The following is a 14,258-nucleotide window of genomic DNA, read 5'->3' on the forward strand; positions in this document are numbered from 1 at the left end:
CAGAACCAGGGACGCTCAGCGCCCCGCCGCCTGCTGCGCCCGGAATACCCGCCGCAACGCCGGATCCACCACATCCATCCGCCGCTTCGTTTGCATGAACGCCTGTTGGCCCTCAGGCAGCTGGCAGTTGCGTGAAAGGGTGTCTGCGCCTTCCGGCGTGGTTGCAGTGACGTCCTGCAGGTTCACCACCACGGCAAGAGTATCGCCGAGCGGTTCGAGGGCCAGGCAGATGCGGTCGATGGTCGCCATGCTGCGGTACCGGCTGCCGCCGATCAGCACCAGCAGGTTGGTCCGGTCGACCCAGGCACTGGAACGCACGCCCTCCAGATCACGGATCGCCGCGCGCGCCGCCTCATGGTCGATCGGCCGCGATGCGTCCGGCACGCGCATGGAGCGCAGCATGTCATGCTGCATCGCTTGCAGATGGGCCTGCACCGCCTGCTGGTCACCGGCAAGCGCGGCGGCATCCGCCGCGATGGCGTGACCCGCCGTCACCAGCGGATGGGTCGGTTGCCCGGCCTGCTGCGGTCGGCGCCCGTTTTCGATATTGCCGTCGCCCGATGCGGTGCAGCCAGCCATGGCTACACAGGCGACAACGGCGGCGATCAGCCAACGCTGCATGGTCATCCTTTCCCCCGAAAGTGTGGCGAAGGATAGCGCAAGGCCCGGGTGGTCCATCGCCTCATGCACGCGTGCGCGACTGCGACAGAGGACCGGATTACGCCCTGCAGCCACCAATCCGTTAGCCTTGCCGAAGGGGAAATCCAGGAACGAACATGACGTTGATCAACGTGGACGAGAGCGACGCCTTCATCGCCAAATGGAACGGCGTCAACGCATCGGAACTGTCCACCTCGCAAAGCTTCCTGCTCGACCTGTGCCGCCTGCTGGGCGTGGAAGCGCCGCATCCGGACGCCGAACAGCGGTACATGTTCGAGCGCCCGATCACCTTCAGCCACGGCGACGGCAGCAGCTCGGCCGGGCGCATCGACCTCTACAAGCGCGGTTGCTTCGTGCTGGAGGCCAAGAAGCTCAAGGCGCCCACGCACACCCGGGGTTTCGACGACGCCCTGCTGCGCGCCCGCAGCCAGGCCGAGCAGTACGCCCGCGCGCTGCCTGCCGCCGAAGGCCGACCGCCGTTCGTGATCGTGGTGGACGTAGGCAACCGCATCGAGCTTTATGCGGAATTCTCCCGCTCCGGTGGCACCTACACGCCCTTCCCCGACCCGCGCAGCCATCGCATCGCGCTCACCGACCTGGCCGACGCGAAGCTGCGCGAGCGCCTGCGCACGATCTGGACCGATCCGCTCGCGCTCGATCCGAGCCGCGAGGCCGCCCGCGTCACCCGCGACATCGCGCGCAAGCTCGCCGAACTGGCACGCAGCCTTGAAGCGGACGGCCACGCCGCCGACGCGGTGGCCCAGTTCCTGATGCGCTGCCTGTTCACCATGTTCGCCGAGGACGTGAAGCTGTTGCCGCCCGACAGCTTCCGCGACCTGCTGCAACAGCATGTCGATCGTCCCGACGTGGCCATGCGCATGCTCGCCCAGCTGTGGCGCGACATGGACGGCGGCGGTTTCTGCGCCGCCATCGCCAGCGACGTGCTGCGCTTCAACGGCAAGCTGTTCAAGCAGCCTGACACCCTGCCGCTCACCCGCGACCAGGTGGAACTGCTGATCGAGGCGGCCAAGGCCAAGTGGGAGCACGTGGAGCCGGCCATCTTCGGCACCCTGCTCGAACGCGCGCTCGACCCGGGCGAACGCCACAAGCTGGGCGCGCATTACACCCCGCGCGCCTACGTCGAACGGCTGGTGCTGCCGACCGTGATCGAGCCGCTGCGCAACGAATGGAGCGACGCCCACGCCGCCGCCCTCACCCTCGCCGCCGAAGGCAAAGCGGACGAGGCGGTCAAGGTGCTGCGCGACTTCCACCACCGCCTCTGCACCGTACGCGTGCTCGACCCCGCCTGCGGCAGCGGCAACTTCCTCTACGTCACGCTGGAACACTTGAAGCGCCTGGAAGGCGAAGTCTTCAACGCGCTGGACGAGCTCGGCTTCCGCCAGACCGGCCTGGCGCTCGGCGGCGAACGCGCGGATGCCATGGGCGGCGAAACCGTCGATCCGCACCAGTTGCTGGGCATCGAGTTGAACCCGCGCGCCGCCGCCATCGCCGAAGTGGTGCTGTGGATCGGCTACCTGCAGTGGCACTACCGCACGCGTGGTGACGTGAACCCGCCGCAGCCGGTGATCCGCGACTTCCGCAACATCGAGAACCGCGACGCCGTGCTGGCCTGCGACGCGGTGGAGTACGTCACCGACGAGCGCGGCGTGCCGGTCAGCCGCTGGGACGGCGTGAGCATGAAGAAGTCACCTGTCACCGGCGAGGACGTGCCCGACGACAGCAAGCGCGTGCCGCTGGAGCGGTACGTGAACCCGCGCAAGGCGGCGTGGCCGACGGCGGATTTCGTGGTGGGGAATCCGCCGTTTATTGGGAACAAGCGGATGCGGATAGCCTTGGGCGATGGTTACGTCGAAGCGTTGCGTGCCGCATGGTCAGATGTCCCGGACACCTCCGACTTCGTCATGTACTGGTGGCACCATGCCGCGCTTCGGACACAGCACGGCTCTCTGCAGCGCTTCGGATTCATCACAACCAATTCGATTCGCATGGTGTTCAACCGTCGCGTCATCGAAGCCGCGCTACTTCCCTCTCGCTCCCGGAAAAAGACCGAAGGTGGAAATTCGGCCAGCGGGAATCAATCGGCCTTGCCCTCCTCACTGGGAAAAGGCGTACCGCTCGCGTTGGTGTATGCCGTGCCCGACCATCCGTGGGTGGACGCCTCTGATGGCGCGGACGTGCGGATCAGCATGACGGTCGCTACGCCAACGACCGGAACGACGGTGGTACCGGGCAGCCGCGTATTGGTAGTGGCGGGCGAACGCGCCACCGAAGATGGCGAAGTCGACGTGGCTTTCGTTGAACGGCACGGCACCATTCACGCGGACTTGCGCACCGGCGCCAATGTGAGCGCCGCGATCAAGTTGCGATCCAACGCGAACCTGTGCTTCCAAGGTATGAACCTCGTAGGCAAGGGTTTTCGGCTAAGCCCGCAAGAGGTACGTGATGTGGGTTACGACCTATCCGCCTTGCCCGAAGTCATTAAGCCGCACTGCAACGCGCGCGATCTAATGCAGGGCGGCGAACACTGCTTTGTCATCGACCTATTCGGTCTTACCGCGGAACAGGCGCGCGAGCAGCATCCCTCGCTGTACCAGTGGTTGCTGGATCGCGTGAAGCCAGAGCGCGATCAAAACGCGGATCCACAACGGCGCCGGGAGTGGTGGCTTTTCGGAAGAGCTAACACGGCCCTAAGAAAGTCGTGGAAGGGGGTTGTCCGATTTATCGTTACGCCTGAGACCGCGAAGCATCGCATCTTCGTGTTCGAAGAACGACCGTTTTGCCCGGACCACAAGTTGTATGCGATCTGCCTTGATCGCCCGGAATGGCTGGGTCTGCTTTCTAGCGAGGTTCATAAGCGCTGGGCGTTGGCGGCTGGCGGAACGCTAGAAGATCGCCCTACGTGGACGAATACAACCTGCTTTTCTACCTTTCCCTTTCCGCCAATCGACAATATTGGTGCCTCCCTCGGCCCGCTCGCCGAACAACTCGACGCCCACCGCAAGCGCCAGCAAGCCGCCCATCCAGACCTAACCCTCACCGGCATGTACAACGTGCTGGACAAGCTGCGCAGCGGCGAGCCGTTGACCGCCAAGGAGCGCGTGATCCACGAACACGGCCTGGTCTCGGTGCTGCGCCAGCTGCACGACGAGATCGACGCCGCCGTGCTCGACGCCTACGGCTGGACCGACCTGGCTGCGCTGCTGCGCGTGGCCCACGGCAACGACACGCCCGCCGAAGGAACAACCCGCGACGAAGCCAAACGCGCCTTCGACGAAGCCATCCTCGAACGCCTGGTCGCCCTCAACGCCGAACGCGCCGCCGAAGAAGCCCGCGGTCTGGTCCGCTGGCTGCGCCCGGAATTCCAGCACCCCACCGCACAAGCCACGCCCGACCAGGCCACGTTGGCCACCGAGGGGGCGGAGGCCGAGTCGCCGGCATCGGCCGCACCGACCAAGCCGCAACCCTGGCCCAAGGACACCGTCGCCCAGGTCCGCGCCGTCGCCGACACCCTCGCCGCCAGCCCGGCCCCGCTCAGCGTCGACGACATCGCCGCCCGCTTCAGCGCCCGCGGCCCTTGGAAAAGGCGTCTTCCCCAACTGCTCGACATGCTCGTCGCACTGGGCCGTGCGCGGGAGCAGGGGGGAACGTACACGTCCGCCTGAGCGTGTCGTCCGTTTTCAGCAACACCTGCAACAACCAAGGGGAAGAAAGTGAAATATCTCGTTCGTGGTTTGTCCATCGCCTTCGCGCTTGCCGTCTTGTCCGGCTGCGCCACCTCACGCTCGCGCCTTCCGCTGGACGTCCCTGTCCCAGGCTCGGCCGTGGTCAGCGGTGGCAAACCGATCGTTATCGATGTGGTCCACGACGCGCGTACGTTCGAAGCCGATCCCGACGATCCCAGCACGCCCTCGCTGAAGAAAGGCGCCAGCTACCGGTTGGACGCAGACCAGCGCAAACAGGCCATTGCCCGCAAGCGTGGCGGCTTCGGCCACGCCTTTGGCGACATCCTGCTGCAGTCGGGCAACGTGGAGTCGCTCACCCGCGAGCTCGTCACCAACGCCCTGGCCTCGCGCGGCTACAGCGTGCTGCCGGCGGACGCCGCCCCCGCGGACGCACCGCACCTTACCGTGGACATCCGTCAATTCTGGGCCTGGTTCACGCCCGGCATGTGGAGCGCAAGCATCGAGGCGCGTGTCGAGACGCTGCTCAACATCGCCAGCGCCCAGGGCAATCGCACACTCGACGTCAAAGGCTACGGCTACAACGCCATCCAGGTCGCCCGCGACGCCAACTGGCAGTTGGCTTACGAACGAGCGTTCAAGGATTACCTGAAGCAGTTCGACCAGGCCGCGGCCAACAACGGGTTGTAGCGCACATTCATCACGTCACTGGACCGGGACGGCGGCCCTTGCCCGGCCACCGTCGCGGGTATGCAGCAGATCCAAACAGGGGGAGGCACGAATGGATAGCAAGGAACAGGCGGATTCGCCGATCGATGGGAAGAAGAACGTACCGCTGTGGAAACAAACCTGGGCGCGGATTTCCGGTGTCCTGTTGACGGTCCTGCTCACGATCGCCGGGTTTGCCTCGAAAGAATTCCGGCAAGTGTCCTGTCTTGACCTGCCCGAAGCGGCGGATCTTCGTTATCCGGGAGAGCCTGCTGGCGCCATTCCGTTCGACCGCGTCGCAAGCGACGCTACTCAGTCCACGCTCAACGGCAAGACGTTGACTTTCCGGGCCCGCTACTACGGGGAAACCCTTCGCACGGCCTTTTTGTTTGGCATCCCGGAAGACAAGCTGAAGCACTTCATGTTGCTCAATCTCAGAGCCATCGATTTTGTCGCCACCGATACGCCATTGGGCTCGACCGCGCAGGCGCTGCCGCCGCTGCTTGTGATGGTGCCGTTGGCCAACGCCGACGCCCTGGTGGGGTTACCGATGGGCACGGTTCTGGAGATCACTGGCAAGGCCACTTTTCTCGAACACCCGGAGCCGGGAAGTCTCGGGGGAAAGGTGGCCGGTTCTGTACTGCCTGATTACGCGGACTTCTATGTGACGGCATCGAATGTAGGGAAGGTGGAGGCGGTCAACCGTCCCGAAGAACGGCTGCTTTGCCGGGCATTCCACGACCTCAAGTAAGGCATGTTCCCTGCGAGGCCGGCAAACCCGCGAACCCGAATATTGCGCCTGATGGCAAGCTGAAGTAGCCGCCGCGTCATTCAATCGGAAAAGGATGCACCGTGAACATGCTTCGATGTTGGATGGCAGCTCTTGTGGTGGCTTCCCTGCCGGTATCGTCCTCGGCGCAGTTCTGGCACGACCCTTCCGGCAAACCGATTCCGGAAACGGAGGCGATGAAGTCGCGCGACGGCTTGGGCGCGGCTTTGCTGATTACGCCCGACAAGGACTGGCAGGCCAAATGGCAGACAGCCCCGGACACCACGCCGCGCTTCGACCAGACGCGGCGAGTGGGGCCTGGCGGCGTGCTGTTCATCCTCACTTTCGTGTCAAACCTGAAAGTGGATCCGGTCTCGGGGATGACCGACATCACCTGCGACTTCGCCGTCGTCCGGCCGGACGGAACGGATTCGGTCCGGGAGCGGGATCTGCCGTGCTTGAAGATCCGGCCGGGCGATCCGGGAGACGTCTATCTGTCGAACGCCGCGATAACGTACACGGCCGACCCGGGCGATCCGCGCGGCGTGTGGCAGGTTGCCGTCACGGTGAAAGACCGCGTCCGAAACGTGTCCGTTCCGCTGCACAGCTCTTTCGTCGTGCACTAGTCACGCTGTGGGACGGATACGCCCCCGCCTTTCATGCGCAAGCGAGCGCACGCCAGATCACCCGTCGGTGGCCACAGCCGCCAGCACGGTCGCGGCAGGCTTGATCGGCAGCAGCACTTTGACGCCATGCCCGCGCTCGCGGGGCGTGCCGTGGACCGTGCCGCCCAAGTGCGAGGCGAGCAGTTGCACGAGCCGGGTGCCCAAGCCGTCTTTTTTCGACGGCGCGACGCCAATGCCATCGTCTTCCACGCTCAATGCGACGCCATCGCCGGTCGATTCCAGCGTGATCTGCACGGTGCCGCCCTGCCCGTCCGGGAAGGCGTACTTGAACGCGTTGGTGACCAGCTCGTTGGCGATCAGGCCGATCGAAACGGCGACCGGAGCGTCGACGTACATCGGGGTGGCGAGGACGCGGACGCGGATCGGGCGCACGTCGCGCAGGAGTTCGGCCAGGCCGTGGCCGAGGGCACGCAGGTACGAGGCTACTTCCACCTCGCCGTGCTTGCCGGATTTGCGCAGGCGTTCCTGGGCTTCGGCGATCACCCGGACGCGGGCCACGGCCGATTCGAGCGCTTCGCGTGCGTGCGGGTCGCTCTGGCGCATGGCCTGCAGGCCCAGCACCGAGGCGATCATCATCAGATCATTGCGCGTGCGGTGGGCCAGTTCATCCAGGAGCAACGAGGTTTCCGCCTCCGCGGCCAGCAGCTTGCAAACGGCGGAACGCAGTGCCTCGATCACTACGGCGATCGCTGCGCCGACGACTACGAACAGCACCAGGAACAACAGCTCATCCGCGGCAGGCGAACGGCGATGGAACACCAACCCGATGACCCCGTCGCCGAAAGTAGCGCTGAGCAAGGTGGCGAACAGGCCAACCGGCCTGCCGAAGAATATCGATGTGAAGAACACCACCGGCAGGAACGGCAGGTAGCGGTGCAACGCCGGCGGGAACAAATGCTCCAACCCCAGCACCGCCAGGACCAGCCCGCAGCACACGATATAGCCCGCCACCGCGGGAGGCCGCTTCTTGGACAGCACTGCGACGATCAGGTTTTCCATGCGCCCGCACCCCGCCCGGGATGCAAGACTTGTGACTTCGAAGTTAAGCGGACGCCAAGAAAGCGTGATGCCCTGCCGAACTCAGGTAGCCCGGCCAGCCTGCGCCGTCCGGGTCTCCTTCGGATGCACGAGCTCTTCGATGGCCATGGCGATATCCGCCTGGCGGAATGGCTTGCCCAGGCGCGCCAGGCCGCGGGTTCCCTCGGCGTGTCCGCTGTAGCCGGTGATCAGCAGCACGGGCAGCTCGGGCCGGGAAATACGCAGATGGCGCGCCAGTTCGGCGCCGTCCATGCGCGGCATTTTGTAGTCGGTCACGACCAGATCTACGTTCAGACCTTCGCGCAGCTTTTCCAGCGCCTCGCCGGCCCCACTGGCCTCGACGACGCCATGGCCCAACTCTCGCAGCATGGCGGCGGTGCCGTCGCGCACCAGTTGCTCGTCATCGACCAGCAGCACGTCGAGCGGCCGTCTGGGGGCGGGCACGCGGCCGTCGTCGGCATCGCGTCGCTGCGCTAGCGGAGTGGAGGCGGTGACCGGCAGCCACAGCTCCACCCGTGTGCCCACGCCAGGCGCGCTGTCGATCGCGAAGTGCCCACCGAGCTGGCCGGCGAGGCCGTGCACCATCGACAGGCCCAGGCCGGTCCCGCGGCCGGTTTCCTTGGTGGAAAAAAACGGCTCGACGGCGCGCGCGAGGGTGTCCCGGTCCATGCCCATGCCGGTGTCGGCCACGGCGATGCGGACGTAGCCCGTGCCCGGCAGGTCGGGTGATGGCGCTGATGCCATGCGCGCCAGCTCGATCACCAGCGTGCCGCCCTTGGGCATGGCATCGCGCGCGTTGACACAAAGGTTGAGGATGGCCAGTTCCAGTTGGTGCGGATCGGTCAGCACCTGCGGCAGGTCGGCAGGAAACTCCGTGCGCAGGATGATGGTCGGGCCGATCGAGCTCTTGATCAGATCGCGCATGCCATCGAGCAGTCCGGCCAGCTCCACGGCTTGGGTTTCCAGGCTCTGTCGACGAGCGAAGCCGAGCAGACGCTGCACCAGGATCTTGGCGCGTTCGGCCGACTGCAGCGCGTTGGTGATGAGCCGGGCGGCCCGCTCGTCGCTCTCGCCGAACCGGCGCTGCAGCATGTCGAGCGCGCCGGTGATCGGCATCAACAAGTTGTTGAAGTCATGTGCGACGCCACCGGTCAGCTGTCCGATGGTTTCAAGCTTCTGAGCCTCGTGCAGTTTGGCCGTCGCATCCTCGCGGGCGGCGGATTCCTCGATCACGCGTTGCTCCAGCGTGGCCGTCAGGTCGCGCAGCGATTGTTCCGTGGCGCGCTGGTCGGTGACATCGGTATGGACGCCCACCCATTCACGGATCCGGCCGCTGCGGTCGAACGTGGGGATCGCCCGCACGCTGAAGGTGCGCCATGCGCCTTCACGCGTGCGCAGGCGGTGCTCGAACTTGAACATGCGGTGCTCGGCGCGTGCTTTCTCCCACGCCGCGAGCGTCGGTTGCACATCGTCCGGGTTCAGGGCCCTGACCCAGCCGAAGCCGGCCGAATCGGCTGTTTCCTGTCCGGTCAGACTGGCCCAGTCGGCTTGCTCGCCTTCCATCTCGCCTTGCGCGTTGTTGGTCCACAACACACCTTGCACGGCCTGCACCGCGGCACGGAAGCGCTGTTCGCTGTCATGCAGCGCGGCGAGCCGGGCACGCGCCTCGTACTGGCGCCGGCGTCCGCGCAGCGCCGACTGCGCCAGACTCACCAGCGTGGTCGGGTGGAATGGCCGTTCAAGGAAGGTAACGTTACCCAGCACCGCGAGCAGGCGCGCCGAGGCGGGGTTGCGCTCGATGCCGCCGCGGCGCGTGACCAGGATGAACGGAAAGTCGGACCACTCGGGCTGGGCCTCCAGCCAGTCGGAGAGCGGACGCAGGTCCGCCTCCAGCAGGCTCTCCTCGGTCACCAGCGCAAAGCCGGCGCCGGCTACCATGCCCGCGACCAGCGTGTCGAGCGAGAGCGAGGCAAAGCAGCGGATGCTCGCCTCGGCGAGGATCGCGGATGCCACCTGGGCATCGCGACCATGGGGTGCCAGGACGAGAGCGCGCTCGGAAAGGTGTGGGATCACGGTCGGTCCGGCAGCAGGCGGTCTTCCGCATCGCCCGGTGAGATGCTGGGGACGCCGCGAAGCACGCCCTGGAAGTGGATCAACGGTTCGCCCAACTGGAAGCCTTCGCGACCGATGCGGTACTCGCGAATGGTGTCCTCATGTGCGCTGGCGCGTTTTTTCACCACGGAAATCGCACGCCGCACCCGCCCCAAAGCTTCGAAGTAACGCAGCAGGATAACCGTATCGGCCAGGTAGGTGACGTCGACCGGCGTCTTCATGTCGCCGACCAGGCCGTGCTGGGCCACGGTGAGGTAAGTCGTGACGCCGCGCCGGTTGAGGAACTGCAACAACTCGTGGATATGCAGTACCAGCGCCTTCTCCTCGGGCATCGCCGCCTGGTAGCCGTTGAGGCTGTCGATCGCCACCGAGCGCACGCCCTCGTCCACCAGGCAGCGGACGCGGGAGGAGAATTCCCCGGGCGTCATCTCTGCCGCATCGACTTGTTCGATCACCAGCTTTCCGCTGTCGACCATGCTCTGCACGTCCAGGCCTATGCCCAGCGCTCGCTCGAAGAAAAGCGGTCGTTCCTCGTCGAAGATGAAGATGGCGGCGCGCTCGCCGCGCGCGACCGCGGTGGCGACAAACGCCAGCACCAACAAGGATTTGCCAGTGCCGGCCGGCCCCAGCACGAGCACTCCGGAGCCGCGCTCGACGCCGCCGCCGAGCAAGGCGGCGAACTGGGGCGACGGACAAGGGAGCCGGTCGCGCACGAAGTCCTCGCCGTGCTCGCCGGACACCAGTCGTGGAAAGACCTGCACCCCGCCCTTGCGGATCACGAAGTCGTGGTAGCCGCCGCGGAACTGCCGTCCCCGGTACTTGAGCACCCGCAGGCGCCGGCGCTCGGCGCCGTAGTCGGGCGAAAGCTCCTCCAGCCGCAGCACGCCGTGCGCGACGGAGTGCACGGTCTTGTCGGTGGTGTCGCTGGTCAGGTCGTCGAGCATCAACACCGTGGCCTCGGACCGCGCGAAGTAGTGCTTGAGGGAAAGCACCTGGCGGCGATAGCGGAGCGAGCCCTGCGCGAGCAGGCGGATTTCGGCCAGGCTGTCGAGCACGACGCGGTCGGGCCTGATCCGCTCGAACGCCTGGAAAATGCGATTGGTCGTCTCGCCCAGTTCCAGGTCCGAGGAATACAGCAGGCTCTGCTGCTGGGCTTCGTCGAGCAGGTTCTCAGGCGGCACCAGTTCGAAAATCTCGACCCCGTCCAGGGACCAGCCATGCGAGGCTGCGGTGTTGCGCAGTTCGCCCTCGGTTTCGGACATGGTCACGTAGAGCGCACGCTCCCCCGCTTCCCGTCCGGCCAGCAGGAACTGCAGGCCCAGGGTGGTTTTACCCGTGCCGGGGGTTCCCTCCAGTAAAAACAGGCAGCCCTTGGTCAGGCCACCGTTCAATATATCGTCCAATCCGGCCACGCCCAGGGAGGCCTGCTCGGTCAGTCGGTCGTTCAAGTCGTCACCTGTTGCTTAAATGAAGTGAAAGACGAGGTTTGTTATCACACGCACCCTTAGCATGAAGCGACGAGCTGAATGCGCGCGCATCCCCGGTTCATCTGCACAGGGCCACCCGTGCCCCCGGCTGCGCCGCACCCAGCAGGCGATTATCGCGCCGAGCGGGGCTTCTGCCCGGCGCAGGCGACCGGGCGAACACGTCCCACTGCATCCCGGGGCGGTCGCTTCTGCCGGAGCCAGACGGTCCGGCACTGGCGGCGCTATTGGGCAGTCGGGCTGAAGCCACCGTACGCGGGCCTGCATGGGATGGCGGGCTCGGGTATCGGACAGGACTGACGCAGGTCAGCGCGCGGGCCGAGGCTGCGGGCTAGCCTTGCGGCATGAGCTGGATTTCTCGCATCGGCCTGCGTATCGCGGCGGGCACGGCGGTGGCATCGCCGTCGTGGGGTGCCGCGATGCGGCCAACCGTCGAACCGCTGTGTGAGCCATCGCTCTTGCTGGCCTACGCCACGCAAACCGGCGTGGCTGAACACCACGCGCGCGATACAGCGGCACGCCTGCGGCGTGCGGGCATGATCGTCCGGCTGATGGAGTTCGACGCATTGACGCCGGAACTGCTGGCCGCGAGCCCGCACGCCCTGCTGGTGGTCAGCACCACCTACGACGGCGACCCGCCGGACATGGCCCAGGCATTCTGCGAATGCATGGGCGCGCCGGCGGCGCTGGACGGGCTGCATTACGGCCTGTTGTCGCTGGGCGATCGCTGCTACCGCGAGTTCTGCGGTTTCGGGCGTCGCCTGCATGCGTGGCTGCAGATCAGCGGAGCCCACGCCGGGTTTCCGCCCGTGGAAGTGGATGACGAAGACGCTGCCGCGCTGGCTGATTGGCATCGGCAAGTGGATGCGTGGCTGGTCGGGGGTGCGTTCGGTCTGGCACACACGGAGAAGGTGCCTCTGTAGGAGAGCACCCTGTGCGCGACCGGGTGGATCGCGGTCGCGCACGGGTGCGCTCCTACAGGACATCGACGCTGGCCGGGCGGATTCTTCGACGAGGTACGCACGCGCGCCGTCTGGCACGCAGCGGGACGTTTCTTTTGCAGGAGCGTGCCTTGTGCGCGACCGGGTGGGTGGCGGTCGCGCACGGGTGCGCTCCGCCAGCTCGATTGCACGCCAAAGCTACGGCGGATGTACGAAGGTATGCGATCCCAGGCTACGCACGGGTCCGCCATGACCTCCCCTGCTTCCGTCAACCGCCAGATCACCCTGGCCTCCCGTCCAGTCGGTGCGCCGACGGCTGCCGATTTCGCGCTGGCCGAGCGGCAGGTCCCCGTAGCCGGCGAGGGTGAGGTGTTGCTGCGCAATCTGTACCTCTCGCTCGATCCCTACATGCGCGGGCGCATGAGCGATGCGGAGTCCTACGCCGAGCCCATGGCGGTGGGCGATGTGATGGTTGGCGGCACCGTCGCGCGGGTGATCGCTTCGAACCATCCGCAATGGCAGGCCGGCGACCTGGTGCTGGCCTACGGCGGCTGGCAGGACTACGCGTTGTCCGACGGTCAAGGCTTGAGCCGGCTGGACCCCGGCATGGCGCATCCCTCGCTGGCGTTGGGCGTGCTGGGCATGCCCGGTTTCACCGCCTACATGGGGCTGCTCGACATCGGCCAACCCCAGCCAGGTGAGACCGTGGTCGTGGCGGCGGCCAGCGGCGCGGTGGGTTCGGTCGTCGGCCAGATCGCCCGGCTCAAGGGGTGCCACGTGGTGGGCATCGCCGGCGGCGGCGAGAAGTGCGGTTACGTAGTGGACGAGCTGGGTTTCGACGCCTGCGCCGATCACCGTGCCGAGGATTTCCCGCAGCAGCTGGAGGCCGCCTGCCGGCAAGGCATCGACGTGTACTTCGAGAACGTCGGCGGCGCGGTGTTCGACGCGGTGCTGCCGCTGCTCAACACCAAGGCGCGCGTGCCGCTGTGTGGACTGATCGCGCAGTACAACGACACCGACCTGCCGCCCGGCCCCGATCGCCTGGGCCTGCTCATGCGTACGCTGCTCACCAAGCGGATCAGGATGCAGGGCTTCATCATTTTCGACGACTACGGCCCGCGCTTCGGCGAGTTCCTGGCCGCCATGGGCGAGTGGGTCCGGCAGGGCAAGATCAGGTATCGGGAGGACGTCGTCGAGGGGCTCGAAAACGCGCCGCAGGCGTTCATCGGCATGCTGGAGGGGCAGAACTTCGGCAAGCTGGTGGTGCGCATCGCGGACGACTAGCCTTTCGCGAGCCCGCCACTCAGCTGACCTCTTCTCTGAAGCGGTTGGGCACCCACCGCGCGGCGAGCACCACCAGCGGGAACATCAGCGCGGTCACCACCAGGGCGGCGTAATCGAAGCGCGCGCCATCGATGACGTGCTCCAGGCGCGGCACGCCCTGGCCGTCGAAACCGGACACGAGCCGGTAGCAGACATTGCCACCCCAGTGGATGCCGATGCTCATCCACAACGTGCCGGTCTTGATCACGCTCCAGGCTAGCGAAAGGCCGAGGATGGCGGAGAACAGCAGGTTGCCCGGGTCGATGCCTTCGTTCCAGGAATCGTCCAGCGCGTAGACCAGCACTGTCAGCAGCAGATACCAGCGCATCAGCCCGAAACGCCGGCAGAACGCCAGGCCGTAGCCGCGAATCATCAGGTCGTTGATCGCCGAGGCCAGGAGCATGGCGAACAAGGCCATGCCCAGCAGGGGGAGCGCGAACGAAACGTCGCGCCAGCCGACGAGCTCGAACTTGCCCATCGCAAGGAGCACGACGTTCTTCAGCGCCCAGATGCCAAAGCCGATGGCGAAGCCGGTCCACAGGCAGCGCAACCAGCCGCGGGGCCGATCCACGCCGAGCGATGCGAGGCGGTCGATGCCCAGGCCGAAGCGGCACACCACGAACAGCAGCACGAAGAACCCGACGACGTAGGTCAACCACACGGGCACCGCCACGCCGACCAGCCGGGGCACGCCGTTGACATACAGGTCGAGCACGGCGAAGCCGAGCAACCACGCGAGGATGGCGATGGGCCGTTTCATGGACTCCCCCAATGCCGCCTGCACGGCGACGCTGCATGGTAATACGGCCACACCCGAATCAGGCGCGAGCGACGGT

General features: G+C 66.3%; 11 protein-coding genes. 6 read left to right on the plus strand and 5 right to left on the minus strand.

All coding sequences use genetic code 11. The annotated features are described in order from the left end of the window. Positions 1 to 15 precede the first annotated feature (15 nt). Positions 16 to 621: a hypothetical protein gene (locus ACFWZ3_RS09470; protein ID WP_439707487.1), complete on the minus strand. Its 606-nt coding sequence runs from the start codon at positions 619 to 621 to the stop codon at positions 16 to 18. Positions 622 to 776: 155 nt separating this feature from the next. On the opposite strand from ACFWZ3_RS09470, the gene ACFWZ3_RS09475 reads away from it, so the two are divergent. The 4 genes from ACFWZ3_RS09475 to ACFWZ3_RS09490 all read left to right on the plus strand — a co-directional run bounded on the left by ACFWZ3_RS09475 (position 777) and on the right by ACFWZ3_RS09490 (position 6,464). Further along, positions 777 to 4,343 (plus strand): class I SAM-dependent DNA methyltransferase, encoded by a 3,567-nt coding sequence (locus ACFWZ3_RS09475; protein WP_439707488.1) that lies wholly within the window; start codon positions 777 to 779, stop codon positions 4,341 to 4,343. A 48-nt stretch (positions 4,344 to 4,391) separates the two neighbouring features. Further along, on the plus strand, positions 4,392 to 5,051 hold the full coding sequence (locus ACFWZ3_RS09480; RefSeq protein ID WP_439707489.1) for a YajG family lipoprotein: 660 nt from the start codon (positions 4,392 to 4,394) through the stop codon (positions 5,049 to 5,051). 91 nt (positions 5,052 to 5,142) lie between these two features. After that, positions 5,143 to 5,820 (plus strand): hypothetical protein, encoded by a 678-nt coding sequence (locus ACFWZ3_RS09485; protein ID WP_439707490.1) that lies wholly within the window; start codon positions 5,143 to 5,145, stop codon positions 5,818 to 5,820. Between the two features lie 101 nt (positions 5,821 to 5,921). Next, positions 5,922 to 6,464 carry a hypothetical protein gene (locus ACFWZ3_RS09490; protein WP_439707491.1) on the plus strand — a complete coding sequence of 181 codons (543 nt, stop codon included), beginning with the start codon at positions 5,922 to 5,924 and terminating at the stop codon, positions 6,462 to 6,464. A gap of 57 nt (positions 6,465 to 6,521) precedes the next feature. On the opposite strand, the gene ACFWZ3_RS09495 is transcribed toward ACFWZ3_RS09490, so the two are convergent. The 3 genes from ACFWZ3_RS09495 to ACFWZ3_RS09505 all read right to left on the minus strand — a co-directional run bounded on the left by ACFWZ3_RS09495 (position 6,522) and on the right by ACFWZ3_RS09505 (position 11,122). Continuing rightward, entirely contained in the window at positions 6,522 to 7,523 is a 1,002-nt protein-coding gene (locus ACFWZ3_RS09495; RefSeq protein ID WP_439707492.1) for a sensor histidine kinase, read from the minus strand. An 81-nt stretch (positions 7,524 to 7,604) separates the two neighbouring features. Next, the gene (locus ACFWZ3_RS09500; RefSeq protein ID WP_439707493.1) at positions 7,605 to 9,575 is read right to left on the minus strand and encodes an ATP-binding protein; all 1,971 of its coding nucleotides are present in this window, start codon (positions 9,573 to 9,575) and stop codon (positions 7,605 to 7,607) included. 56 nt (positions 9,576 to 9,631) lie between these two features. After that, the gene (locus ACFWZ3_RS09505; protein WP_439707494.1) at positions 9,632 to 11,122 is read right to left on the minus strand and encodes an ATPase domain-containing protein; all 1,491 of its coding nucleotides are present in this window, start codon (positions 11,120 to 11,122) and stop codon (positions 9,632 to 9,634) included. Between the two features lie 380 nt (positions 11,123 to 11,502). On the opposite strand from ACFWZ3_RS09505, the gene ACFWZ3_RS09510 reads away from it, so the two are divergent. Both ACFWZ3_RS09510 and ACFWZ3_RS09515 read left to right on the plus strand, forming a co-directional pair. Next, positions 11,503 to 12,081, plus strand: a complete 579-nt coding sequence (locus ACFWZ3_RS09510) for a flavodoxin domain-containing protein (protein WP_439707495.1) — start codon at positions 11,503 to 11,505, stop codon at positions 12,079 to 12,081. Between the two features lie 267 nt (positions 12,082 to 12,348). After that, entirely contained in the window at positions 12,349 to 13,383 is a 1,035-nt protein-coding gene (locus ACFWZ3_RS09515; protein ID WP_439707496.1) for an NADP-dependent oxidoreductase, read from the plus strand. Between the two features lie 19 nt (positions 13,384 to 13,402). Here the strand turns inward: ACFWZ3_RS09515 and ACFWZ3_RS09520 are convergent, their stop codons facing one another. Then, a complete protein-coding gene (locus tag ACFWZ3_RS09520) occupies positions 13,403 to 14,182 on the minus strand; it encodes a CPBP family intramembrane glutamic endopeptidase (protein WP_439707497.1) in 780 nt (259 codons plus the stop codon). Between the last annotated feature and the right edge of the window lie 76 nt (positions 14,183 to 14,258).

Origin of the sequence: Frateuria sp. GZRR35 (assembly GCF_051900415.1) — a bacterium.
In the GTDB taxonomy this organism is placed as follows: domain Bacteria; phylum Pseudomonadota; class Gammaproteobacteria; order Xanthomonadales; family Rhodanobacteraceae; genus Frateuria_A.

Bases quoted from the DNA above. Each gene is read 5' to 3' on its own strand.
- ACFWZ3_RS09510 (WP_439707495.1), top strand. From the start codon at position 11,503: ATGAGCTGGATTTCTCGCATCGGCCTGCGTATCGCGGCGGGCACGGCG.
- ACFWZ3_RS09475 (WP_439707488.1), top strand. From the start codon at position 777: ATGACGTTGATCAACGTGGACGAGAGCGACGCCTTCATCGCCAAATGG.
- ACFWZ3_RS09520 (WP_439707497.1), bottom strand. From the start codon at position 14,182: ATGAAACGGCCCATCGCCATCCTCGCGTGGTTGCTCGGCTTCGCCGTG.
- ACFWZ3_RS09495 (WP_439707492.1), bottom strand. From the start codon at position 7,523: ATGGAAAACCTGATCGTCGCAGTGCTGTCCAAGAAGCGGCCTCCCGCG.
- ACFWZ3_RS09485 (WP_439707490.1), top strand. From the start codon at position 5,143: ATGGATAGCAAGGAACAGGCGGATTCGCCGATCGATGGGAAGAAGAAC.
- ACFWZ3_RS09470 (WP_439707487.1), bottom strand. From the start codon at position 621: ATGCAGCGTTGGCTGATCGCCGCCGTTGTCGCCTGTGTAGCCATGGCT.
- ACFWZ3_RS09515 (WP_439707496.1), top strand. From the start codon at position 12,349: ATGACCTCCCCTGCTTCCGTCAACCGCCAGATCACCCTGGCCTCCCGT.